The 23330-nt window shown below is 65.8% G+C and carries 18 protein-coding genes, 1 tRNA gene and 1 pseudogene; 9 read left to right on the top strand and 11 right to left on the bottom strand.

The genetic code is table 11. From position 1 onward, the window contains the following. Positions 1–4: 4 nt before the first annotated feature. Positions 5–2308 carry a hypothetical protein gene (locus GTP77_RS11625; RefSeq protein WP_161072324.1) on the bottom strand — a complete coding sequence of 768 codons (2304 nt, stop codon included), beginning with the start codon at positions 2306–2308 and terminating at the stop codon, positions 5–7. A gap of 190 nt (positions 2309–2498) precedes the next feature. Between GTP77_RS11625 and GTP77_RS11620 the strand changes: the two genes are divergently transcribed. Both GTP77_RS11620 and GTP77_RS11615 read left to right on the top strand, forming a co-directional pair. Then, positions 2499–2897, top strand: coding sequence for an OsmC family protein (locus GTP77_RS11620; protein ID WP_161072323.1), 399 nt, complete (start codon positions 2499–2501; stop codon positions 2895–2897). 5 nt (positions 2898–2902) lie between these two features. Next, entirely contained in the window at positions 2903–3799 is an 897-nt protein-coding gene (locus GTP77_RS11615; protein ID WP_161072322.1) for a pirin family protein, read from the top strand. Between the two features lie 9 nt (positions 3800–3808). Here the strand turns inward: GTP77_RS11615 and GTP77_RS11610 are convergent, their stop codons facing one another. The 8 genes from GTP77_RS11610 to GTP77_RS11575 all read right to left on the bottom strand — a co-directional run bounded on the left by GTP77_RS11610 (position 3809) and on the right by GTP77_RS11575 (position 13222). Then, the gene (locus GTP77_RS11610) at positions 3809–5218 is read right to left on the bottom strand and encodes an FHA domain-containing protein (protein ID WP_229202157.1); all 1410 of its coding nucleotides are present in this window, start codon (positions 5216–5218) and stop codon (positions 3809–3811) included. A gap of 255 nt (positions 5219–5473) precedes the next feature. Further along, positions 5474–6472, bottom strand: coding sequence for a PP2C family protein-serine/threonine phosphatase (locus GTP77_RS11605; RefSeq protein WP_161072320.1), 999 nt, complete (start codon positions 6470–6472; stop codon positions 5474–5476). 2 nt (positions 6473–6474) lie between these two features. Continuing rightward, positions 6475–6966 carry an SH3 domain-containing protein gene (locus tag GTP77_RS11600; protein WP_161072319.1) on the bottom strand — a complete coding sequence of 164 codons (492 nt, stop codon included), beginning with the start codon at positions 6964–6966 and terminating at the stop codon, positions 6475–6477. Positions 6967–6974: 8 nt separating this feature from the next. After that, the gene (locus GTP77_RS11595; protein WP_161072318.1) at positions 6975–8549 is read right to left on the bottom strand and encodes a hypothetical protein; all 1575 of its coding nucleotides are present in this window, start codon (positions 8547–8549) and stop codon (positions 6975–6977) included. Further along, positions 8527–10986, bottom strand: coding sequence for an FtsW/RodA/SpoVE family cell cycle protein (locus tag GTP77_RS11590; RefSeq protein WP_161072317.1), 2460 nt, complete (start codon positions 10984–10986; stop codon positions 8527–8529). Before GTP77_RS11590 ends, GTP77_RS11595 begins: the two co-directional genes overlap by 23 nt. Further along, positions 10986–12026 carry a serine/threonine-protein kinase gene (locus GTP77_RS11585; protein WP_161072316.1) on the bottom strand — a complete coding sequence of 347 codons (1041 nt, stop codon included), beginning with the start codon at positions 12024–12026 and terminating at the stop codon, positions 10986–10988. The genes GTP77_RS11590 and GTP77_RS11585 overlap by 1 nt, the downstream gene beginning before the upstream one ends. Before the next feature lie 118 nt (positions 12027–12144). Beyond that, positions 12145–12582, bottom strand: coding sequence for a hypothetical protein (locus GTP77_RS11580; RefSeq protein WP_161072315.1), 438 nt, complete (start codon positions 12580–12582; stop codon positions 12145–12147). 103 nt (positions 12583–12685) lie between these two features. Continuing rightward, positions 12686–13222 (bottom strand): GNAT family N-acetyltransferase, encoded by a 537-nt coding sequence (locus GTP77_RS11575; RefSeq protein WP_161072314.1) that lies wholly within the window; start codon positions 13220–13222, stop codon positions 12686–12688. A 111-nt stretch (positions 13223–13333) separates the two neighbouring features. On the opposite strand from GTP77_RS11575, the gene GTP77_RS11570 reads away from it, so the two are divergent. The 5 genes from GTP77_RS11570 to GTP77_RS11550 all read left to right on the top strand — a co-directional run bounded on the left by GTP77_RS11570 (position 13334) and on the right by GTP77_RS11550 (position 19316). Next, positions 13334–14749, top strand: coding sequence for a M20/M25/M40 family metallo-hydrolase (locus GTP77_RS11570; RefSeq protein WP_161072313.1), 1416 nt, complete (start codon positions 13334–13336; stop codon positions 14747–14749). 25 nt (positions 14750–14774) lie between these two features. Beyond that, a complete protein-coding gene (locus GTP77_RS11565; RefSeq protein ID WP_161072312.1) occupies positions 14775–15191 on the top strand; it encodes a hypothetical protein in 417 nt (138 codons plus the stop codon). An 80-nt stretch (positions 15192–15271) separates the two neighbouring features. Next, entirely contained in the window at positions 15272–16657 is a 1386-nt protein-coding gene (locus tag GTP77_RS11560) for a TolC family protein (protein WP_229202156.1), read from the top strand. After that, positions 16654–18051: a multicopper oxidase family protein gene (locus tag GTP77_RS11555; RefSeq protein WP_161072311.1), complete on the top strand. Its 1398-nt coding sequence runs from the start codon at positions 16654–16656 to the stop codon at positions 18049–18051. The genes GTP77_RS11560 and GTP77_RS11555 overlap by 4 nt, the downstream gene beginning before the upstream one ends. A 50-nt stretch (positions 18052–18101) precedes the next feature. Next, entirely contained in the window at positions 18102–19316 is a 1215-nt protein-coding gene (locus tag GTP77_RS11550) for a voltage-gated chloride channel family protein (RefSeq protein WP_161072310.1), read from the top strand. 672 nt (positions 19317–19988) lie between these two features. Here the strand turns inward: GTP77_RS11550 and GTP77_RS11545 are convergent. Next, positions 19989–20483, bottom strand: coding sequence for a hypothetical protein (locus tag GTP77_RS11545; RefSeq protein ID WP_161072309.1), 495 nt, complete (start codon positions 20481–20483; stop codon positions 19989–19991). Between the two features lie 139 nt (positions 20484–20622). On the opposite strand from GTP77_RS11545, the gene GTP77_RS11540 reads away from it, so the two are divergent. Beyond that, positions 20623–20707 (top strand) — tRNA-Leu (locus tag GTP77_RS11540). 360 nt (positions 20708–21067) lie between these two features. Beyond that, a pseudogene (locus GTP77_RS11530) lies at positions 21068–21932 on the top strand (transposase); the annotation flags it as partial. A 325-nt stretch (positions 21933–22257) separates the two neighbouring features. Here GTP77_RS11530 and GTP77_RS11520 read toward each other — a convergent pair. Then, positions 22258–23241: a LysR substrate-binding domain-containing protein gene (locus GTP77_RS11520; RefSeq protein WP_161072308.1), complete on the bottom strand. Its 984-nt coding sequence runs from the start codon at positions 23239–23241 to the stop codon at positions 22258–22260. Between the last annotated feature and the right edge of the window lie 89 nt (positions 23242–23330).

Below are 23330 nucleotides of genomic sequence, written 5' to 3'. Positions count from 1 at the left end.
GCCTCTAGCCCTTGTTCTCGTCCGGCTCCGGGCACACGTCCGGGCAAAGCTCGGGCCGCAATATGGTGAACGCCACCTCGAACTCATTGAAGTGCGTCAGGCTGGGTGCGCCGCAGTTGGCCGTGCGCTTCCAGGCCTTCAGCCGCAGAATGTAGGCGCAGCAGCGGTCAAAGTCGCTGCCGCGCAGCGTCACCTTGTAGTGGCCGCCGTACCAGTGCGGCCGTGGCGCCCCTTGCGACAGCGCTTCCAGATAGGTCGGCCCGACTTCAAACGTGGGGTCTGCGCTGAACGCGCCGTGCACGCCGGTGCCGATCTGGAAGGTCTGCGCCACGCCGTATTCCGCGAACAGCGTGTAGCCGCCCAGGTGGCCGTCCTGCACGGTGGCCGGAACGGTGGCGCTGAAGTGCACGGTGAGCGTGTCGCTGGCGGACAGGCGCACCATGTCGCAGGCGCTGATGCAGTACTCGCCCGCCGTGCCTTCGTTGACGCAGATGCGGCGGATATAGCAGTCCGGCTCATTGGTGCAGTCATGCACCGTGCCCGGCCCGCAAGGATGCAGCGCGGTGGGCGCCGGATGCACCATGGCCTGGTTGTCCACGCGGATGAACACTTTCTGCGCCTCCTGCTGGCCGCAGCCGGGCAGCACGCGTGCGCTCCCCAGTATCAGGTTGTCCGCCGCGTCGGCCGAGTAGCCGATGAAGCGCAGCTGGTACAACGCGTCCGGCGTGATGGCGGGATTGGCCGTGGTGTCGAAATAGAACAGCGTGTCAGGGTCGTACCAGATGACCTGGCCGCCGAAGCGTGGAATGGCCGGGTGCAGCGCCTCGTAGTGCTGGCGCGTGATCATGACGGTCTGCCCGTTCTTGACGATGGGTGTGAAGGCGGGCGCCGGCTCCACGGCTTGTCCGCTGCCGTCCCAGTAGTTGCGCTGGAAGCCTTCAAAGGCCGGCGGCGGCAGGTCGGTCCAGACGCCGCCGTCGCGCGAGATCTGCACCTTGACGTAGTCCACGTCGCTGCCCACGCCGCCGCGTATGCGCAGCGAGCCATAGAAGGGCCGGTCGTCCGGCGACGGCATGGCGGTGTAGGCGTAGCCGCGCAGGTCCGGCAGCGGCGGCACAGGTGGCAGGTCGGCGGCGCCGATCTGGCTGGTGTCGACGCAGCCGACGAAGGTCACTTGCAGGCACTCGGGGCAATCGGGGTCGTAGCACACCGGCAGGCAGCACGCCAGGTCGTTGGCCAGCAGCGTAACGTGCAGATTGGCGGGAATGTCCCAGCGCGTCTGCGCATTGCTTTCATTGCGGATGACGCGCACGGTGCCGCCGCAAGGCTGGGTCACGCGGAACACCACGTCCGGCGCGCAGTCGTTGCGGTCCCACCAGGGCCAGATGTGCAGGGCCGCCAGCTCGGGCGAGGGCGGCAGCACCGCCAGCAGCGCCTCGGCCGACATGGCGTTGTCCGGAACGCCCTGGCCGACCTGCGTGCGGGCGCTGGGCATGGCGCCGCTGCGCGTGGCGTGCGCGGCCAGCTGCTGAAGGTACAGCGGGTCCGGCGACGGTGGGGGCGGCACCGGCGGCAGCGGGATGCGGTAGCGCGTCAGCAGGTTCTGGATCTGGTTGATCAGCTCATGGTCCACGGCCCAGCTTTGCAGCAGCCAGGGGCGCCAGCGCAGGCAGCACCAGCGGAAAGTGATGACGAAATTGCCGTTGATGTCGGTGACGGCGGATTTGATCAGGTCGCGGTGGTACCAGAAGAAGAAACGGTCCACGTCGTAGGCTTCGACGGTGGCGCCGGGCACCGGCTCGTCGCAGAAACTCCAGTGGCCGGTGGCCGGATTGTAGTGCCAGCGGCGGCAGACCACGCGCCCGCGCAGCGTGTAGGTGCGGCAGCAGAACAGCCAGCAGTGGTAGATGGCGATGTCCACCGCCAGAACGCCCACGTCCACCTTCACTTCGTAGCTGGCGCTGGCGCCGGCTGGCTCGCCCGGGGTGGCGTCGCCGCCGTCGTCCGTATCGGAGCGCTGGCCGGCCAGGTCCACCACGTGGTTCAGCGTGTCTATTCCCAGCAGTTCCAGGTCGCCCACGTTGGGGCCGATCACCAGGCGCACCGGGCATGGCAGCGTGGCGCCGGGCAGCAGAGGCGCATCGAACTGCACGGCAAAGCGCAGCGGCTCGCGGCGGTTGCCCGCCTTTACCACGGTGGAGCCGAGCACGGCGCCGTCGCGCACCACCGCTGCGCGCAGGTCCAGGTCGGGATCGAATTCTTCCTCGGGTATCTTGCTCAAGTCTATGGCGCCTGTAATTTCGCTCATGATGGTCTCCATTGTTGGCCCTGCACCTTTTTACTCTATGGAGCGCAAGTGCCGATTGCCAGCCATATGCGGCCTGTGTTTGAGCTAGGTCATGAGATATGCATTCTGTGTAGATGGGCGAATGGGATAGGCGAACCAAGGGCAAACGGTGTACATTGTGGCTTCCAAGACTTACGCATGCGAGGAGCCCATGTCTATCAAAGTAATCCGCGACCAGTCCCTGCCGATGCGGCATATCGCCCATGTGCGCAACCACATCATTTCCGTCGACGGCACGGTGGAGGAAGGCGGCAGCGACGCCGGCCCTTCGCCGCACGACCTGTACGACGCGGCTATCAGCGCCTGCAAGGCGCTTACCGTGGTCTGGTACGCCAAGCGCAAGGGCTATCCGCTGGAGAACGTGGAAGTGACCACCGAACGCGACGACAGCGAGGAGCGCAAGGGCGTGTACCGCTTGTCCGCCACGGTGCACCTGACCGGCGACCTGAGCGAAACGCAGCGCGCCGAACTGCTGTCGGCCGCGCAGAAATGCCCGGTCCACAAGCTGATGACGGCTGTGACCACCGAGATCAACACCGTGCTGGGGTAAGCATCATGACAATTTCCAATGTGTTGAAAGGCCATGAGAAAGACCTGGGCGGCGGCTTCGTGGTGCGCCGCTATCTGCCGTCCGCGGTGAAGCAGGCGGTTGGCCCGTTCATCTTCTTCGACCATTTCGGCCCGATCGACGTGGCGCCGGGTTCGGACCATGACGTGCGTCCGCACCCGCATATCGGCCTGGCCACGGTGACGTATCTGTTTGAAGGCGCGATGGACCATCGCGACAGCCTGGGCACGGTGCAGCGTATCGAGCCGGGAGCGATCAACCTGATGACTTCCGGGAAGGGCATCGTCCATTCCGAGCGCACGCCCAAGGACCTGGTGGACCAGCCGCACCGCACGCACGGCCTGCAGCTGTGGGTAGCGCTGCCCAAGGAATACGAGGAATGCGAGCCGTGCTTCGAGCACACCCGGGCTGACCAGATTCCTTCCTTCCAGGTGGACGGCGCCAGCGTGCGCGTGCTGATCGGCACCGCTTTCGGCAAGACCTCGCCGGTGAAGACCTACAGCCAGACGCTGTACCTGGACGTGGCGCTGAAGGCGGAGCAGGAGATAGGCCTGGCTGGCTTGCCGGCCGAAGCGGCGATCTACCCCATCAGCGGCGAACTGGAAATCGACGGCGTGCCGCTGGCGCTGCACACCATGGCGCTGCTGGATACGAGTACCGCCCAGCGCGTGCTCGCCCGCTCGGCCGCGCAGTTCATGGTGATAGGCGGCGAGCCACTGGACGGGCGCCGCTACATGTTCTGGAATTTTGTCTCGTCGCGCAAGGAGCGCGTGGTGCAGGCGGGTGAGGACTGGGAAGCGATGCGTTTCGATCAGGTGCCTGGAGAAACCGAGCGCATTCCGCTGCCCAAGCGTCCCGTGGACAAGGAGCCCACGCCGCTGTAAGCGTTTTGATCAGGCGGTGTGCATGTCCTGCGCGGCGATGGTGCTGTGCAGGTCGTGCGCGCCGGTGCGGATGATCCAGCTTTCCGGATACGGTTCGCTGGCAAAGCGCATCAGGCGCGGCATGCGGCTCAGTTTTTCCAGCGAGGTGGCCGGAGCCAGTGCGGTCTCCTTGCCGGTGAGCTGGTCCAGATGCCAGAAACCGCCGTCGTGGTGCAGTATCAGCGGCAGCGCGGCCGCTTGCGGCGTGGCGGGGAAGGACGGCATGGGGTAGCCGGGGTGGCAGTTCGGCGCCAGCAGGAACAGGCATTCGGCGTGCGCGCCCTGGTCCAGACGGTGCAGGATCACGCCGTGCGGCATGATGGCCGACACGTGCAGCACCACGATGCCCTTGATGCTGGCGCTCATCTCAATGCGCATGCCCTGGCGCAGGCGCACCGGCTTGTTCTTGCCGGGCCAGACACCGTCCAGCAGGATGCCGTAGCGCGACACGTCTTCAATTTCAAAACCGCTGCCTTGCGCGGCGCGGCGTATCACGGCGTGGCGGCCGGACAGGCGGCGCGTGAGGCCGTTCGCTTCCGGGCTGCCTTCGCCAAAGTGCTGCAGCAGCACGTCCGCTTCCGGGTCCACCAGTTCAAATCGTCCCAGCACGCATTCGTCCAGCGCGAACAGGCGCAGCTGGCGTTGCGAGCCCGCTTCCGGCGCGGCGTTGACGAAGCTTGCCGCAGTGGATGGATGCGGGTGCACCGGCGCGCTGCGTGGCACGGCGATTTCGATCAGGTCTTCGTCCCAGGCGATGGTGGAGAAGCCCATGTCCACTTTGCCTTGCGGCGCGTCCAGGTTGACGTGAGCGATGCCGGCGTTGCGGGCGGTGACGTCGATATCCAGGCTTTCGCCGCCTTGCGCGCTGACGCGGGCAATCGAAGCGTCTTCCGCCACCACGCGCACATTCTTGTGCGTGCTGAGGAAGATGCGGTGGATTTCAGTGAGCGTGGCGTCCAGGCGCGGCACCAGGATGACAAACACGCATTCCCAGCGGCGCGTGGCAAGGCCGGCGTGCTGGCTGAGCACTTCGGCGCTGATCTGGTACTGGCCGTGCTCCTTGTTCCGTGATGTGAATTCGACAAACGCAGGCCGCCAGCTGCCGTCCGCCGCGCGCACGAACTGCTGGCGAGAGGCGCCGTTCGGTATCAGCTCGGATTGCAATTGGATAGCCAGTTGCGGCGCGCAGTCGTCCGGCATGCCGCGCAATTCCATTTTCAGTGTTTGGCGGCCGCCTGCGGCGCGCGGGTCGAAACCGCTGATGTGGAACTGGGGGCGGGGCCGCGCCGTCTGGTAGGCGGGCGCGCTGGCGTTTGAAGGTGCGTTTGCAGGGGCGTGACTGACCGCCGTGGCCGGGGAGGCGGCACGGGCGCTGCGCATGGCACTCAGTAGATCGTAACTGGTGGGCGCGGCTGCAGGCTGCTGATGTCCGCCCGCGCATGCATCTTCCCCGGGGAGTACCCAGAACGTGCAGTGCGGGTGGTCAGTGTTGCTGCATTTTTTCATGGCTTCAGGACCGGCGGCATAAACGAGAGCTTACGGGTTTTGCCTGTGCATGGCAACCGTTCCCGCCGCTTATTGCATTTGATTTGCGCCAGCGCCAAAGAGCGGGGCAAGGGCGCAACAATGCCCTGATCAAAACGGCATCGCGCCGGGTAGTGGTAGTGCCGTTTCGTCAACATTGCTGACATCTTGCTTGGCGTTGAAACGCAAGGCGATGGCTGTCAGATTGTCCAGTTTCAGGCCGGACGGCGGCGCGCTGCGGTAGCTGCCGAACAGCGTGTCGACCGCCTCGGCGGCGCTGGCCGAACTGCCCAGCAATTCCGGCCATTGCGCTATCCATTCCTGCGGACGGCGGCAGGCCCAGAAGCCGTCCGTGGCCAGCAGGTAGACCGCGCCGCTACGCACCGTGATGGCGCGGCGGTCCGCCAGCGGCCGCAGGAAGCCGGGCAGGCGCGCGCCGTCGAGGGCGCAGAGCGCATCGTTAAGCTGCTGCGGATCGGCGAAGGCGTTGCCTAGTATGAAAGCCTGCGCGATGTGCGGCCGGTGCTCGCCATGCACCTGGCGCCACCATTCCTCGGCGTTCAGCATGCCTTGCATGGCGAAAGCCGTTGCGGGCACGTGGTCGATGGTGAGCGCGCTCGCGCGGTCGGGCGTGATCTCGTACAGGCGCGAGTCGCCCACATGGTAGAGCAGCGGCGCCTGCTGCGGGCGCAGTTCCAGCAGCGTGAGCGTGGTGCCGGGGCGGCGCGCCTGGCCCGCGTCTCCCGGTGTGCTGAATTGCTGCTGGAGCTGCGCATGCAGGGCGTCCAGGCGCGAGGCCAGTTCTGCCAGCGTGGCGCAGGCGGGCATGCGCAGCAGGCCTGCGGCTACCGCTTCCGCCGCCTGGCGCCCGTAGCCGTGGCCGCCCATGCCGTCCAGCACCGCCATGCGCATATGGCCGCGCGGCCAGTTTGGAAGCTGGACCGCGCGCTCGATCTGGCCATGCAGGACGATGGCGCGTCCGTTGGCGTCTATGAGCACCAGGTTGTCCTGGTTTTCCAGCGCGTGGCTGCTGCTGCTGTTGCTGGAGGCGCTGCGTGCTGCCACGTCGAGGCCGGGGCCGAAATCAAGTGTCTCGAATAATGACGGCATGCTCATTCCGCCGCGCGCCGCAGCCACAAACTGCTCACCCAGCCGGTGCTGGTCTTGCCGTCCGCATGGGCGCGCACTTCCCACCAGTCGCCGTAGCGGACGCCGGTGGGCGTGACGCTGGCGCCGGCCGGCACCAGTGCCAGGCGCTCCGCATCCACGCTGGCCGAGGCGCGCAGGTTCAGGTCGCGATGCACGCGGAACGGATGGGATGCGGGCGGCGGCATGCTGCGGGCTTGCGGCAGTGTCTGCGCTTGCATTGCGCTGGCCGGAGCGAAGGAGCCGGGCAGGCCAGCCAGCTGCATCTGCGGCAGCGGGGCACTGGCGAAATGCAGTATCAGGCTGCCAAAAGCCCATGTGCCCAGCACCGCAATGCACAGATTGCGCACTGTGGGACGGCGCCACCACTCGCGCGGCGTAAGCCATGACGCCAGCACCAGCGTGATGGCCAGTCCCGCCAGCCAGGCGGCAAGACCGTGAAAAGAATCAATCCGCATGGCGCCGCTCACACGTCGAAACGCAGCACGTAGTGGCCCGCGACAAGATGGTGGCCTGCCGGTAGCAGGTATGGCGCGTCGGCACTGGCTTCGCCTATGCTGGCCACAAATTCCATGCGCTCGTCCAGGTGATAGAGCGCCTGCGAGGCGGACTGGCGGCCGATCTTGAAGCCCTGCGGCGCCGCCTCGAAGCTGAAGGCGTTGCGCGACAGGCCGATGCGGTCCGCGCTGGCGTTGTTGCCGCTGCCCAGGAATCGCGGCGAATCGAGTACGCGCAGCGCGGCCAGCGCGGGAGAGCCACGGCCGAAGGCGAGGCGCGCGCCAGGAGCGACGCCGGTACTGAGCGGCTGCACCAAGCTTACGGTAGCGCAGTAGCGCTCCGCCATGGCCGGTGGTGCGGGCAGCACACGGATGGCGCGCGCGTCCACCGGCGTGAAGCTGGCGGGCGCGGTGATGCGCTGGCGGCCACTGTCCGTGCAGGCATAAAGTTCGTCGCTGTCGTTGACGAGGAAGCTGATTGCCCTGCCTGCGGCCGGATCTGCATTCAGGCCGAGGGTGTGGCTGAACGGGACTTCCAGTGCGGTGGCGCCGGTGTCGCGGTAGCGGCTCAGGCGCGGCAACGCCAGCGCCACCAGGCTCACGCGCTGGCGTTGCAGCATCGGTGCATACGTTGCGTCGGTCTCTCCGCTGCGCGGGGCGGGCCGCCGGGTTGGCTGTGGAACGGCGGTCAGGTCGCTGCTGTCCGCTTGCGCCTGAGGGCGGGCCTGCCAGACTGCGGCGCGCGACGGCGAGGCGGTGCCGGCGACGGCCGCTGCGGTGGATGCGCTGCGCTGTGGCGCCGGGCGGGCCGCTGGCGGCGCGGAGCTGCTGCGGGTAATCTTCAGCAGCAGGCGCGCGCTGGCGCTGCTGCCTTTGGCCTTGATAACGTAGTGGCCCTGGCTGGCGTCGAAGTTGCAATCGAAGGCGTCCTTTGGCCGCATCTGCACGACCGGCTGCGCATCCGGGCCGTCGTTCAGCAGCAGGATGGCGCTGTCGCCGCCGAAAGGCCAGCCGCTTGCCACATAGCTGGCCGCACCCTCGCTGCCGCCTATCAGCGCCAGGCGCTGGCTGGGGTAGACCGCGCATACGGGCTTCCAAACCGCACTGTCGCGCGACACGCTCACGTTGAACAGCGCTTTCTCGTCGGGCGCTGGCAGATAGACTGCATGGCCGAAGCGGACCTCAACCTCGCCCGGCGCCAGCTCATCCTTGCCCAGCACGTCGTAGCGCACCTGGTCGCTGCCGAGCAGGTCGCCGAAGTCTTTCTGGTGCAGGGCAGCCAGGGTTTGCGCCAGTTCGCGGGCGCGGGCGCCGCGCGTCAGGTGGTAGTCGTCATCGACTTCTTCTTGCGGCAGCATCAGCGTCACGTGCGAGAAGCAGCGCGTGGCGGCGCGGCCGCGATGTTCGCGCGGGCTGCGTTCCAGCAGGTCGCGCAGCAGAGGGCGGCGCGAGAACAGCGCCAGGCCGGGTGCTTGCCAGATTGCCTCGGCGTTGAAGACGTCGGGAATCCGACCCAGGACTTCATGTTGGACGTAGATCGGCATGTTCGTTCTCCTCTAAAGATTGCGCGCTGACCGCACAGCAGGCTAGCAGGGGGCACAGGAAAAACAGCAGATGGCTGCCTCCGGCGGACAGGAAGCTCATGGGCTGGCCCATGATGGGGAAGATGGCCAGGTTGGTGCCCCAGGACAGCAGCAGATGGCCCAGCACAAACGCCGCCCCGCCGCACAAAGCGAAGTAGCGGAAGCGGCCCAGCCAGGCCTGGCGGAAGTCGCGCGCCAATGTGGCGGCGGCATAAGTTCGGGCGGCCACGTGCAGCAGGCCCGCCACCAGCGCGGCCTGGGCGGCCCACAGCAGCACAGCGCCGATCAGGCCGTGGCGGTTCAGGAAGAAGGCGGGCGCGAAGTCGTCCTGTACGGCGGGGATATTGACGGCGGCGCCGACTGGCAGGCCAAGGGAGCGCAGGCCCAGCATATTGTCCGCACCCAGCCAGCCCCCTTCGGCGATGGCGTGCGCGCCGAGCAGCAGTTGCTGGCCGGTGTGGGGGTGGGCGGCGGGTGCGAGCCAGACCTGGAAGCGGTCGGCATAGAAGCTGCTGGCCAGCGGCCATTGCGCCACGCCTTCCGCGCCCGCGCCGCGCACCACGGCGATGACGGCGATGGCCGACAGCGCGCCGCAGGCCATTACCGCAGCGAGCGCGGGCCGGCGGGCCGCCAGGGCGTAGGCGAAGGCCATGGACAGGGTCCACACCAGCAGCAGGATCAGCGGCGAGAAGTCGTCCACCTGGACCAACGCGAAGGCGAGCAGCGCCAGGAAGAGCAGGGCGGGGGCGGCCAGCTGCAGCCAGCGCGCGGCGTGGCCGGGCTGGCGGTGGCCTCCATCATTCCAGCTCATGCGCAGGGCAAGGCAGTGGGCGGTGAGGGCGGTGAGGGCGAGTTTGGCGAGTTCCACCGGCTGCAGGTCGAACACGCCGGTTTCGTCGCCCCACAGTACCTGCGCGGCCAGCGCGGCCAGCGCTACGGCGGCAAGGACGGCCAGCAGCCATTCCATGGTGCGCTGGGGCGTGACGGCAAGTGCGCTGCGGCGCCAGGTACGGGACAGATGCCACAGCGCGCTGGCGCCGCTGCCTGCCGCGAGCAGCGCGGTGCTCTTTTGGTAGTAGCGCAGCCAGGACGATACGCTGGCGCCCAGGCCAAGTTCGAGTTGCGCCAGCAGGCCCGCCGCCAGCAATACCAGGGCAGCGGCCAGGGGCAGCGGCAGTCGCCTGGGCGTGAGCAGCCAGCAAGCCAGCGCGCTTGCGCCGAGCAGCAGGGAGCAGGCCGCGCTGGCAGGATGCCCGGCCCGCTGCGCCACGATGGCTGCAATCCCCGCCGCCAGCAGCGCCGCGGCGGCGACGGCACGTGCCAATGGCTCTGCCGATGCGAGGCGCGCTGCCCCCGCCGCTCCGGGCGCAGGAACAGCTCGTGCGGCCGGCGTCCTCCGGCTTCCCCCCGCGTGGGCGAGCAGCTGCGCGGCTATCGCCATGGCCAGCAGCGCCAGGATGGCAGGGGAGTCGGCAATGCCCAGAAGCGTCCGCTGGCGCCATTGCCAGCTTACGCCTGGCGGCAGCCGAGACTCCGGACTCGCGAACAGGGCCAGATGCCGGGACGGCTCAAGATTGAGCGCATCGCCGTCAACCGCGCCGGGTTGCGGTCCAAGCAAAAAGCGGGTGCGGCCGATACTGAATGAATTCACGCCTGCGAGCGGACGTTCTTCCTGGCGCAGGCTGGCCTGCATCGGCGCGTGCGCGTTCGCTGCAGCGTTGCGTATGGTGCGCAGGGCGGTGTGGCCGTCATCCTGCGGCCCCGCGTTGAGCACGAGCTGGCCGCCGCTGCGGGCCAGTATGGCTGCGCCGGGCGCAATGCCGCCGAGTCCCAGCCTGTTGCCGCAGTGGATATTGCCGCCGAAAGCGAGTGGACGGGCCAGTGTGAGCACACCGGGCGCCACGCGGTTCCACAGCGCCGTTATGCGCGCCGCTGCGGAGGCGTCCGGGCATGCGGGCTGGGCGCTGCCGTCGCGGTATAGCGTGGCGCCGTCGTAGCGCCAGGCGCTGCCGCCAAAATGGAATGCGGCCTCGCGGCCAGCGCCAGCCTGCTCCAGCGCGAACACCGTGCCGCCGATCTGAAAGCTTCCCAAACCAGCCAGCGCCGCGCTGCCCATGCGTTTGTCGCCGTCCGGGCCGTGCAGAACGACGGGCCGCGATGCGCTCAGATTGCGCAGCAGCCAGGCGCCTTGCGCGTCCCTGCGCAACTGGATATGGGCGCGTTCGGCCTGCGGAGCGGCCAGTTCCCGGGCGCCGAGGATGGTTTGCACGCCCGGAGCGAGCCGGATCTCGATGGCGGTGGGAGACCAGGCGGCGGGAGCGCGCAGCAGCGACCAGGCTTGCAGAGCCGTCAGCACCAGCAGCGCGGCGGCGGTGGCGGCGAGCAGGCGGTTGCGCATCACGCCTCCGCGCCGCTATGCCAGTTGGTGTGGGCCAGTCCGGCTTGGGCGCTCCACCAATGCTGCGTACTGGCGTCCGGCGCGGGCAATGCGACCGGGCCGGCGATGCCGGCCAGTTGGCGGCTGATGTCGATCGCGTGGCGCGGGCGCGCGCCCGGCTCGGGAGCCAGCATCTGCCGCAGCAGGCGCAGCGCTGCGTCTGCTGCGGGGCCGGTGGATCCGAAGGCGCGCATGAACAGCGTCTCCTCGTCCGCATGCAAGGTGGGGGGCAGGCCGCCATGCTGGCGCAGCAGCATGTCCGCGCCCCCGGTCGGATGGTCGCGGTAAGCCTGGCCGCATTCGCCGCAATAGCGCAACTGGGTGCCGCCGGTTGCCAGGAAGTAGAACAGGGCGCCGAGCGCGAAATAGTCGCTCTGGCGGCCGGTGGCATAGCCGCCCCCGGCTGCAGGGAAAAACTGCTCGGGCGCTTGCCAGTTGGCAGTTCCTGCGTAGGAGTGCTCGCTGCGCGCATCCAGCCTCCGGTTGGTGCCGAAGTCGGCCAGCTTCACATTGCCCAGCAGGGTATCGACCAGCACATTGGCGGGTTTCAGGTCCAGGTAGCGCCAGCCGTATTGATGCACCTTGGCCAGCGCCTGGTTCAACTGCGACATCCAGCCCAGCAGCCGTTCCTGCGGCAGCGCCTCGCCGCGACCGCGCAGGGTCTTCATGTGGCGCCCAAGGTCGCAGTCCAGCAGCTCCAGCGCCAGCACGGGCAGGCCGTTGTGCCAGCCGCTGTCGAGCAGGCGCACGATATGGCGCTCGTCCCAGGGCTCCAGCAGTTGCAGAAAGGTGATCTCGTTTTCCGCGCTGGCGATCCAGCGCTCCCGCTGCGCAGGCAGGGCGCGGGCCATCTGGGCTTCGTTGATCAGCTTGAGCGCCACGTCGCGCGTGCCGCGCGGCCCCTCGGCGCGCCAGATTACGCCATAGGCCGAGCCGCCGATGCGCTCGCGCAGGCGGTAATGGCCCAGTTCCAGGGTGATGATGCTGTCGCTTGCTGTCATGGTGCTCCCCATACGGCGGCATGCCGTCGGGGAGCCCTAGCGGAGGGTAGGGAAAAGCGCAAAAAAACGGCCTGCGCCGAGGGCGGAGGCCGTTAAGGGGTCTTACAGGGATCGGGTATCAGCGATGGCCGTGACCGTGGCCGCGGCCATGACCGTGGTAGCCACGGTCATAGTAATAGTCGCGGCGCGACTCGCGGTAGTAGTATGGGCGGGCCGGTTCAACATAAACTACGGCGGGCTCGTAGTAGCGCGGCGCTGGCGCGTAGTAGACCGGCTGCGGTGCTGGTGCGTAATACACCGGCGCAGGCTGGGTGTACACGCGGGTGGACACGTAGCCGCCGCCGTGATGGCGACCGCCGCCCAGGCTGTTGCCGACTGCCGCGCCAACCAGGCCGCCCACGACGGCACCGCCGGAGCCATTCTGGCTGCCGATGGCCGCGCCGATGACGGCACCGGCTGCGGTATTGAAGTCACGGTCGCCTGCAGCCATGGCGGTAGACGAGACGGCAGCGGTGGCCAGCAGTGCTACCGCGCCCAGGAATTTTTTGTTCAGCATGGTGTTCCCCTTTGCTCGGCCAGGACCGGAATGGTCATGTTGCCGTCGTATGAGTATTACTATAGCTCGGCAAATCGGGCGCACGGAACGAATATACACATTCTTACAAAGCTGCCCGCCGGCGCTCCCATTCCGGCCGCAGCAGGCCGTAGATGCTGACATCCTGATAACGTCCGTTGATGAAGAACGCCCCGCGCAGCCTGCCTTCCTCGGTAAAGCCGCATTTCTGCGCGATGCGCACCGAGCCGGTGTTCTCCGGCGCCGTCAGCAGCTCGATGCGGTGCCAGGCATGCACTTTGAACAAGTGGTCGACCAGCATCCGCAGCGCCTCGCTGATGTAGCCGCGCCCGGCCAGTGCCGGTTCCAGCAGGCGGTAGCCGATCTCGCGCGAGGTTGGCGTGCGGCTTTTGAAATGCGTAATGACGCCGACAATATGGTGGGCGCGGTCCTCCACCACAAACAGCTCGCTGTCTTCGGTGACGAAGCCGTTCTGCATGAACTCCCGGCGCATGGCTTCCGGCGACTTGAACTGCTGCGAAAAATAGTCGCCGCGCGAGGGCAGGTCATTGGCCAGCGCGATGAAGGTATTCAGGTCGGCGGTGAGCAAATGGCGCACGGTGCACAGTTGTCCTTTAAGCATGGCCGCTTCCATCCGTTGGAAAAGCTTCAGTGTAAATCCAAAAACTAGTGCGCAACATTATTAAATACGTTATCGTTTCCCTCCCTACAGTTCTACCCAACCAGGACCTGCATGAAAACCGTTTTGACCGTTTTGATGAGCTGCATGCTGAGCGCCGGCGCGATCGCCGCCCCAGCCAACGACCCCGCCACCCTGGGACAGATCCGCGACGCAGCGATGAAGAGTGACTATGCCTACGAACGCCTGGCCGACATGACGGACCTGATCGGTCCGCGCCTGTCCGGCTCCCCCGGCGCGGCGGCGGCGGTGGAGCAGGTGGCCGCCGCCATGCGCAAGCTGGGCGCAACGGTGACCCTGCAGCCGGTGAAAGTGCCGCACTGGGTACGCGGCGCCGAAACGGCGGAACTGGTGGACTACGCGGGCCGTCCGGCCGGCTTGAGCCAGCGCGTGGTGCTGACCGCCCTGGGCGGCTCGGGCGCCACGCCCGCTGCGGGCCTGACCGCGCCGGTGATCGTGGTGCGCGACTTCGACGAACTGAAAGCGCGCGCCGCCGAAGTGAAGGGCGCCATCGTGCTGTTCGACGTGAAGTTTGACCAGGAAATGGCCGACCGCGGCCTGGCCGGCCCAGCCTACGGCAACGGTTCGCGCTACCGCACCCTGGGGCCGAAGATCGCCTCGCAAATGGGCGCGGCGGGCTTCCTGGTGCGCTCGGTCGGCGGCGCGGACTTCCGCATCGCCCACACCGGCGCCACCGCGCTGTCCGAAGCGGACCGCATTCCCGCTGCGGCCGTGACGGCGGAGGACTCGATGCTGATCGCACGCCTGTCCAAGCGCGGCCCGGTCAAGATGCATTTGACGCTGACCCCGCAAAACCTGCCCGACGCCGACAGCTTCAACGTCATCGCCGACCTGCCTGGCACCGACAAGGCGGACGAGATCGTGGTCGTCTCCGGCCACCTGGACTCCTGGGACCTGGCCACCGGCGCGAACGACGACGGCACCGGCGTGGCGGGCGCCATGGGTGTGCTGCAAACGCTGAAGGCGCTCAATCTGAAGCCGCGCCGCACCATCCGCATGATCGCGTGGATGAACGAGGAGAACGGCACGCGCGGCGGCGCCGCCTACCACGCGGCCAACAAGGACAGCATCCTGAAACAGTTCGCCGCCATGGAAAGCGACAGCGGCGGCGGCCGTCCGTTCGGCATCCTGGCCAGCGTGGAAGCCAAGGCGGAGAAGCACTTTGCGCCCGTGATGGCGGCGTTGCAGCCTATCGGCGCCGGCGTGTTCACGCGCCGCGACCACGTGGGCGCGGCCGACCTGGCGCTGCTGGAAAAAGACGGCGTGCCGCTGTTCCAGCCGCAGGTGGACACGTCGACCTACTTCCACTACCACCACACCCCGGCCGACACGCTGGACAAAGTGGACCCGGAAAACCTGCGCCGCCACGTGGCGGTGATGTCCACGCTGTCCTGGTATCTGGCGAACATGGAGCAGCCGCTAGGCCGCGCCCCGGTGGTCGAGAAGTAAGCCATGTTGTGATAGGATGCCGGGCATGAAAGCCGTGTTCCGATCCCTGCTGCTGTGGCTCATGCTGCTGGCGATTCCCTTCCAGGGTGTCGCCTCGGCCAGCATGCTGCTGTGCGGGCCGGCCACGGCTGCGGCGCCTTCCCAGGCGCCGTCCGGCATGCCCGCCATGACGGCGGACCACGACCACGCCGCCATGCTGGCCGCCGCAGCGCATGCCAGCCATGACGGCGGCCAGGATGAGCGTGGCATGCACGGCTCCCACGGCCCATCCAAGTGCGGCAGCACCGGCGCCTGCTGCGTAGGCGCCGCCCTGGCGCCCGCGCTTCCCGTACTGCCGCAGCTGCCAGCAGCATCCTCCCAATGCATTTCCTTCCATTCCGGCCGCCTTCCTGCGGTCGATCTGGCGCTGCCCGAGCGTCCACCCCGGGAAGCCCGCGTCTAAAGCCTGCTGCCGCGCCTGCGCATGTGCTCCGCACCCGCGCGCGCGGCTCCACATCCATGCAAGACAAGGAAGACTTAGCAATGAGTAAACACACACCTATGCCGGGACGGCCTGCGGCCAGGCTCGCGCCCGCACTCGCGGTGGCCATGGCCGTCGTCCTGAGCGGTTGCGCCTCGTTCTCCGGCGACCAGGGTTTCAGCGCCGTGGCCCAGGCCACGCAAGAGCGCATCGGCCAGCAGGGCAAGCTGCTGCGCAGCGATGAAGACCACAAGGCGCTCGCCGGACTGCTGCAAGAACAGCTGAAACAGCCGCTTACGGCCGACGGCGCCGTGCAGATAGCGCTGCTGAACAACCGTGGCCTGCAAGCCACCTACTGGTCGCTCGGCATCGCCGAGGCGGACTTGGTGCAGGCCGGGCGCCTGCAAAACCCGGCCTTTGGCTACAAGCACACCCAGGGCGGCGGCGACACCTCCATCGAGCGCACGCTGGGCTTCAATCTGGTCAGCCTGATCACCGCACCATTGGCCAGCCGCATAGAAGGGCGGCGCTTCGAACAGGCCAAGCTGGCCGTGGCCGAGCAGGCGCTGAAAGTGGCCGCTGAAACGCGCCGCGCCTATTACGAGGCGGTGGCTGCGGCCCAGGCCCACGAATACGCGCTGCAAGTGCGCGACGCGGCGGAAGCGGGCGCTGAGCTGGGCCAGCGCATGCAAAAAGCGGGCAACTGGAGCAAGCTGGATGCCGCGCGCGAGCAGGCCTTCCACGGCGACGCGTTGGCCGAAGCGCTACGCTCGGGCAAACAGGTGAATGCCAGCCGGGAAAAGCTCACCCGCTTGCTGGGTTTGAGCGGGGCCGAATCCGCGTTCAAGCTGCCCCCGCATCTGCCGGAGCTGCCCTCCGCAGTACAGGAGGTGGCCGACGTTGAGCAGGCTGCCATGCGCAACCGCCTGGACATCCAGGCCGCCAAACTGGAGACCGGCCACACCGCATCCACGCTGGGCCTGACGCGCAGCACGCGCTTCATCAACGTGCTGGAACTTGCTGCGGTGCGCGAGAGCGCCACCGGCCAGCCGCGCGAGCGCGGCTACGAGATCACGCTGGAAATCCCCTTGTTCGACTGGGGCTCGGCACGCGTGGCGCGCGCCGAGGCGGTGTATATGCAAGCCGTGAACAAGCTGGCCGAAACTGCAGCCAACGCGCAAAGCGAAGCCCGCGAGAGCTATCACGACTACCGCGCCTCCTACGAGCTGGCGAAGCACTATCGCGACAATGTGATCCCGCTGCGCCGCCAGGTGTCGCAGGAGACGCTGCTGCGCTACAACGGCATGCTGGCCAGCACCTTCGAGCTGCTGGCCGACTCGCGCGAACAGGCTGCCGCCGTAAGCGCCTACATCAACGCGCTCAAGGAGTTCTGGGTCGCGCAAACCAATCTGGAAGCTGCGATGGGCGGCAAGGGAGCAAACAAATGACCAACCGCAGATCATTCCTGACTGGCGCCGCGCTGATAGGCGCGGGTATGGCAACCAGGGCAGGCGCCGCATCGCTGCCGGAAGCGCCGCAGCAGTCGGGCGCGGCAACCGCGCCGCCGCTGCTGCCGCCGAACGGCCGTCCCTACAACCCGGTGGTAACGCTGAACGGCTGGTCTCTGCCCTGGCGCATGAAGGACGGCGTAAAGGAGTTCCACCTGGTGGCCGAGCCGGTGGAGCGCGAGCTTGCGCCCGGCATGACGGCCCGGCTATGGGGCTACAATGGCCAGAGTCCGGGGCCGACCATCGAAGTGGTGGAGGGCGACCGCGTGCGCATCTTCGTCACCAACAAGCTGCCCGAACACACCAGCATGCATTGGCACGGCCAGATCCTCCCATGCGGCATGGACGGCGTGACCGGGCTGACCCAGCCCGGCATCCAGCCGGGCAAAACCTTTGTCTACGAGTTCGTGGCCAAGCATGCCGGCACCTTTATGTACCACCCGCACGCCGACGAAATGACGCAAATGGCGATGGGCATGATGGGCTTCTGGGTGACGCATCCCAAGGATCCTGCGCAGCACGCGGTGGACCGCGACTTCGTTTTCCTGCTGAACGCCTACGACATTGAACCCGGCAGCTACAAGCCCAAGACCAACACCATGCTGGACTTTAACCTGTGGACCTTCAACAGCCGCGCCTTCCCCGGCATCGACCCCATGGTGGCGCGCAAGGGCGACCGCGTGCGCATCCGCGCCGGCAATCTGACCATGACCAACCATCCCATCCACCTGCATGGCCACACGTTTGAAGTGACCGGAACGGACGGCGGCTGGGTACGTCCGTCCGCGCGCTGGCCGGAGGTGACGACCGATATCGCGGTGGGCCAGATGCGCGCCATCGAATTCATCGCCGACAATCCGGGCGACTGGGCCTTCCACTGCCATAAATCGCACCACACCATGAACGCCATGGGCCACAACGTGCCCAACCTGATCGGCGTGGACCATAGCGGCGTGGCGGAGAAGATCAACCGCCTGGTGCCGGACTATATGGTGATGGGGGACAAAGGCGGCTCCATGGGCGGTATGCAGATGCCGCTGCCGGAAAACACGCTGCCCATGATGACGGGTGAGGGGCCGTTCGGCGGCATTGAAATGGGCGGCATGTTCACCACGGTGAAAGTGCGCGAAGGCCTGGCGCGCAACGACTACAAGGATCCAGGCTGGTACAAGCACCCGCCGGGCACCCTGGCGCGCGAATGGACAGGCGAACTGCCCGCCGCGCCGCGCGCTCCCGGCGCTCCTGCCGCTGCGCCGTCACCGTCGCCGGCGCCGGATAATCCGCATCACAACCACGTAATGGAAGTCAAACGCGGCGGCTCGCACCAGCACTAAGCCACTGCCGCCTTGCCGGGCCATCGTTCCTTTGCTACGATGGCCCGACTTTGATAAAACCTCTCGCCTATCTCCTGAAATGGACCGTCATCGCCAGCGTTGTTGCGGCGCTGGCCGGTTCCGCGTCCGCGCTGTTCCTGTACGCGCTGGACGCCGCTACCAACTGGCGGCAAGCCCATCCCGCCATGATCTGGCTGCTGCCGCTGGCCGGCTTCGCTGTGGGCTGGATCTATCTGCACTTTGGCCGCTCGGTTGAGGCCGGCAACAACCTGCTGATCGACGAGATACACGACCCCAAGCAAGTGGTGCCGCTGCGCCTTGCGCCGCTGGTGCTGGGCGGGACCATCGTGTCGCACCTGTTCGGCGCCTCGGTGGGGCGCGAAGGCACGGCGGTGCAAATGGGCGGCGCGCTGGCGGACCAGCTCACGCACCTGTTCCGGCTGCGCCACGAAGACCGCCGCATCCTGCTCATGGCGGGCATCAGCGCCGGTTTCGCCTCCGTGTTCGGCACCCCGCTGGCAGGCGCCATCTTCGGCCTGGAAGTGCTGGCCATAGGCCGCATGCGCTACGACGCCATCTTCCCCTGCATGCTGGCGGCGATAGTCGCCGACCTGGCAGGCATGGCCTGGGGCGTGCACCATATGCACTACGCCGTCGGCGCCCACGTACCCGTCGGCGCACTGCCGCTGCTGGCGGTGATGGCCGCCGGCATGGTCTTCGGGCTGGCCGGCATGGCGTTCGCCAGGGCTGCGCACGGCGCGTCGGCCTTCATGAAGCGCCACCTCGCCTACGCGCCATTGCGGCCGCTGGCGGGCGGTGTGGTGATTGCGCTGGCCGTGTGGGCCATCGGCACAGACCGCTACATCGGCCTCGGCATCCCCGTCATTGCGGACGCGTTCCGCCAGCCGCTGGCGCCGTGGGACAGCGTGGGCAAATTCCTGTTCACTGTCGCCTCGCTGGGCAGCGGCTTCAAAGGCGGGGAAGTGACGCCGCTGTTCTACATCGGCGCCACGCTGGGCAACGCGCTGGCGCCGCTGCTGCACCTGCCTTTCGGGCTGCTGGCGGGCCTGGGCTTCGTCGCCGTGTTCGCGGGCGCAGCCAATACACCCATCGCTTCCACGGTGATGGCGATAGAGCTGTTCGGGTCGGAAATTGCGCCCTATGCAGCCCTCGCGTGCGTGGTCAGCTACCTGTTCTCAGGCCATACCGGCATCTACCACGCGCAAAGGCGCAGCCACGCCAAGACTGGCGTGGAGCACAAATAATCAAGAGGGGAAACGCGCCGGCTTGCGCCGGCGCAGATGGCGGCCGCCTTAGTTGCTTGGGACGGCCGTAGCGACTTGCTGCGCTACCAGCGCGTCGCGCTTGCAGTGCTTAGGCATACTGGTCTTTGCACCGGCATCGATGCCGGCAATAACGTCGTTACACGAACCAACATTTCGTTGGACATGTCCTGGGGCCATAAGGCCGTTCAGTACGTAAAAGAAGTAAAACGCAATCGCTGAGATAGTAAATGTTTTCATTTTGACTCTACCCGTTGCAGTGTAGAAAAAGTCTAACACATCAGCTAGCAACTTGGATCATCGATAGAAAAATTTCATGGTCCTGTAACAATTTTTGGTGCATTCGCGCAACAAAATTTCGTTATAATTTCTACATCGCAAGTTTTCTATTTGATAATCTCTGTACATTGTAGGACAAATCTCACAAAATGTAACAAGCCCAGCTGGTGGTAACGAAACCAGACAAGAAGAGGGCGTCGAAAAGCCCAGCCAGCCTCATATTTGGAGAAAAAATTTCGTCAGTGCGGAAAAACCACAGAAGGGGGTTTCTCTACGGGAAGTGGTTTCCGGGAAGAACTTGATGTGAAAATTGAACAGGACAAATCCGGATACGTTTGCCTCCCGGAAAACGGCTTACGGGCTGGTTTTTTGACGTTACGGGCGGGGTTGCCGAGGCCTGTTTTTTTCCGTTTTTTGGGCCTTCAATTCCTCGGCGATTTCGATAATTATAGCCACTTGACGGTGCATTTCTTGCATCGCTTGCTGGTTCTGCTTTTGCGCCTCGGCGAGGATCTGCGCCGCTTCTTTTCCGGTGCTTAAAGCGGCCAGCGTATTGGCCTGGAAGCCGGCAACGAGGGAGGCGAATGCGATGGTGGCCGTGATGCCAGTGACGATCACTGTAGCCCGGACGCTCGCCACCAGCTTGGCAAATTGTTCGATCTGCCGCTCGCTACGCTGCTCGCTGCGCGACATCCTTGCTTCCATCACCATCTCAAAGCGCTTCATGCGGAGCTGGCTGGCCTTTTCCCGCTCCTGGGCCAGCCGGACGTGCCCCTCCAGCGACGCGCGCATTTCGGCGATGAGCCCGTTGGCCCATGCTTGCTGGGTCCCCAGTTTGGCATCCATTTCCTCGCGCGACACGTCCGCCATGATTGCTTGCTCCCGTCATGCGTCATTTCCCATTATAGAAGGTGCGTGCAAAGTGCATTTTGAGCTTGGGCAAGCTGGCGGGACCAGCACTTTAGTCTGGTAGTAATGTTTCACTCATGGCATAATGTCAGGCTTCCCCGCTCCGATGGTGAAATTGGTAGACACTGGAGACTTAAAATCTCCCGCCGCAAGGCGTGCCGGTTCGATTCCGGCTCGGAGCACCATTTCGGCGTCCGGCAGCGTCCTCAATACGCCCATTCTCCTATTAGGCATTGGGATTTTCAGTGCTCACACCTCCATCAGTGGCCGTTGACAGCCTAAATTTTTGGTTTTTCACGGATTTCCGGGAAACGCGGGTTTGATCTTCAGGAAAAAGAAGTCGGAGTTGCGGTAGCCATAGGCCATCCGTTTCATTACCTTGATCCAGCCCGAGGGGTTCACTCCAGAATGTCTACCATGGTCGTGGCGATTCAGTGCAAGGCCTCGGTGCCGTTGCACACCAGAGATGACACTGGCGCCAATTCGCCTAGGAGTCTGCGCGGCAGAGACTGGAACTGACGTGCTGCCCGGATTACAATCAAGGGATGGCGACCAGTTACCTTCCCTATGATCCGCAGCAGCAGTTTTTGCTGCCACCCGCGCTGCAAGAATGGCCACCTGAAGGGCATCTTGCGTATTTCATCAACGATACCGTCGATGTACTCGATCTGAGTGCATTCCATACGCGTTACGCGGGCGGCGGCCCTCGGAATCAGCCGTTTCATCCTTCGATGATGGGGCAAGGTATTGTTGTATGCATACGCGAGTGGCGTGTTCTCATCCCGGAAGATCGCACGCAAGCTGCACGGGGACGTCGCGTTCCGGGTGCTCGGCGCTGGTAACTTCCCCAAGCACAGGACGATCTGCGATTTTCGCGCGTTTCATTTGGATGAGCTGTCGGCCCTGTTTATCCAGGTTGTGAAGCTGGAGTGCGAGTGCGGCCTGGTCAAGCTTGGGACCGTGGCGATCGACGGCACCAAGGTCAAAGCGTCGGCATCGCGACACAAGGCCATGAGTTATCGACGCATGGTCGATACCGAAGCAGAGTTGAAGGAGCAGATTGCGCAGTTGATGGAACGTGCCCGGCAGACCGATGTGGCCGAGCGGGATGAAGCAGAACTGGATCTGCCGGCCGAAATCGAGCGGCGCGAAGAACGGCTCAAAGTGATCCTGGCGCCGCGGGAACGGCTCGAAGCGCGCCAGCGCGAGGCCGACCTTGCCAAGGGGCGCAGTGACGATGACGAGCGCATGCCCCGAGACAAGGATGGCAAGCCGAAGAACAAGAACGGCAACCGCTACAAGCCCGACTTCGGCGTGCCGGAGGACTTGGCTCAGGAGAACTTCTCCGACCCGGACAGCCGCATCATGAAGCGCGGCGGCGGCGGCTTCGACCAGTGCTACCGCACCGAAGTGCAGGGGGCAGGCAATCGAAGGGGCGGCAGAACTAGGTTTGACCGGGCTATTGTCGATTAATTCTCTGCCGGACGCAGTCTGCCTACCGGCGGCTTGTGTCCGTAGCACATTCGAGAATCGATACCAGCACGCCGGAACAGGCTATCGTCGATAGCATTGTGGCGATGTGCGCCGCGCTCGACGCACGAGTGCTCGCCGAAGGCATAGAAACCTGATCTGAGCGTGACAGCCTTTACGATGCCCGGATCGACCGGACGCAAGGATATTGGTTCTGTAAACCCGCATTCCGAGCACGAGGGGTCATCGATCCGGTTTCGTGGGATCATGAAGGTCGCGGCGCTGGCTTTGTCGCGGCTTTCCTGGTGCGAGCGGGCGACATCGAGCCCAGTTCCGCATGGCGGCACCCCTCTAGGCCTAGAAGCTCGAGAAACTGCTTGACGATGGCGCGGCACTCGTCGGCGCGCCAGTTGGCGATAATTTCCAGCGCCGGCAAGCCGTCCAACGGCACGGTCACCATGCCCGGCGGTGCCACGTCCAGCGAGAAGGCGCTGCCCAGCATGAGGCCGAGGCCGTCGCGAGCAAGCTGGATGCCAAACAGCGCCTGCGAGGTTTCATACACGACGTTGGGGACGATGCCGGCAGCGTTGCACGCATGCATAATGCCGTCGTACACCGAGGGATTGACCTCGCGCGCAGGCAAGATGACGTTTTCATGGCCAAGGCAGTGCAGCGGCAGCCTGCCGGCGCCCGCCAGGCGATGGGTCTGGGGCATGAGCAGTCGCCACTGGGAGCTTGCCACCCGCTGGCTGTCGATGCCGGCGGCGAGTGGCATCGGTGGCTGCCGCTCCGCTAGCACAATGCCGATCCCCACATCGATCACTCCACGCATCAGCGCACTGCCATGATGCACGCAATGGATGTTGTGCCGGGTCAGCCGGGCGGCAGGGTACGCTTGCTGAAGCAGCGACATGGTCGCGGAGACCAGCGGCAAATTGGCGTATTCGACGATGCCTATCGCCATGCTGTAGTCCTCGCCACCTGCGGCGGCCAGGGTGCGCTCGGTCAGGCGGTCCAGGTCGCTCATCAACTGCGCGATGCCGTCCCTGAACACGGCACCGGCTGGGGTCAGGCTCAACTGCCGCTGCTCGCGAGCGAACAGCTTGACGCCGAGCCCGTCCTCGAGCCTCGCGATTTGTTGGCTCAGCGCTGGCTGGGTGATGTGGGCGATGTCGGCGGCCCGGCCAAAATGCAACTCTTGGGCAAGGATAAGGAAGTGGTGATAGACCCGCAATTCTGCAATTCTCATGCGCTTCCACCCGTTCACTGTGGCTACTGCTGGCATAATACTCCTAGTGGGCAAAGCGGTGTGCGGTCTTGCAAGATGCCAGCTCGCCG

The sequence above is a fragment of the Pseudoduganella aquatica genome (genome assembly GCF_009857595.1).
GTDB lineage: Bacteria > Pseudomonadota > Gammaproteobacteria > Burkholderiales > Burkholderiaceae_D > Rugamonas > Rugamonas aquatica_A.
The sequence above is the reverse complement of the archived record's forward strand: the minus strand, read 5'-3'. Positions and strand labels throughout refer to the sequence as shown.

Excerpts from the sequence above, each read along its gene's own strand:
- GTP77_RS11620 (WP_161072323.1), top strand. The coding sequence starts at position 2,499 with ATGTCTATCAAAGTAATCCGCGACCAGTCCCTGCCGATGCGGCATATC.
- GTP77_RS11610 (WP_229202157.1), bottom strand. The coding sequence starts at position 5,218 with ATGCGCAGCGCCCGTGCCGCCTCCCCGGCCACGGCGGTCAGTCACGCC.
- GTP77_RS11580 (WP_161072315.1), bottom strand. The coding sequence starts at position 12,582 with ATGCTGAACAAAAAATTCCTGGGCGCGGTAGCACTGCTGGCCACCGCT.
- GTP77_RS11560 (WP_229202156.1), top strand. The coding sequence starts at position 15,272 with ATGAGTAAACACACACCTATGCCGGGACGGCCTGCGGCCAGGCTCGCG.
- GTP77_RS11605 (WP_161072320.1), bottom strand. The coding sequence starts at position 6,472 with ATGCCGTCATTATTCGAGACACTTGATTTCGGCCCCGGCCTCGACGTG.
- GTP77_RS11570 (WP_161072313.1), top strand. The coding sequence starts at position 13,334 with ATGAAAACCGTTTTGACCGTTTTGATGAGCTGCATGCTGAGCGCCGGC.
- GTP77_RS11625 (WP_161072324.1), bottom strand. The coding sequence starts at position 2,308 with ATGAGCGAAATTACAGGCGCCATAGACTTGAGCAAGATACCCGAGGAA.
- GTP77_RS11565 (WP_161072312.1), top strand. The coding sequence starts at position 14,775 with ATGAAAGCCGTGTTCCGATCCCTGCTGCTGTGGCTCATGCTGCTGGCG.
- GTP77_RS11615 (WP_161072322.1), top strand. The coding sequence starts at position 2,903 with ATGACAATTTCCAATGTGTTGAAAGGCCATGAGAAAGACCTGGGCGGC.
- GTP77_RS11585 (WP_161072316.1), bottom strand. The coding sequence starts at position 12,026 with ATGACAGCAAGCGACAGCATCATCACCCTGGAACTGGGCCATTACCGC.
- GTP77_RS11600 (WP_161072319.1), bottom strand. The coding sequence starts at position 6,966 with ATGCGGATTGATTCTTTTCACGGTCTTGCCGCCTGGCTGGCGGGACTG.
- GTP77_RS11520 (WP_161072308.1), bottom strand. The coding sequence starts at position 23,241 with ATGAGAATTGCAGAATTGCGGGTCTATCACCACTTCCTTATCCTTGCC.
- GTP77_RS11590 (WP_161072317.1), bottom strand. The coding sequence starts at position 10,986 with ATGCGCAACCGCCTGCTCGCCGCCACCGCCGCCGCGCTGCTGGTGCTG.
- GTP77_RS11595 (WP_161072318.1), bottom strand. The coding sequence starts at position 8,549 with ATGCCGATCTACGTCCAACATGAAGTCCTGGGTCGGATTCCCGACGTC.
- GTP77_RS11555 (WP_161072311.1), top strand. The coding sequence starts at position 16,654 with ATGACCAACCGCAGATCATTCCTGACTGGCGCCGCGCTGATAGGCGCG.
- GTP77_RS11545 (WP_161072309.1), bottom strand. The coding sequence starts at position 20,483 with ATGGCGGACGTGTCGCGCGAGGAAATGGATGCCAAACTGGGGACCCAG.
- GTP77_RS11575 (WP_161072314.1), bottom strand. The coding sequence starts at position 13,222 with ATGCTTAAAGGACAACTGTGCACCGTGCGCCATTTGCTCACCGCCGAC.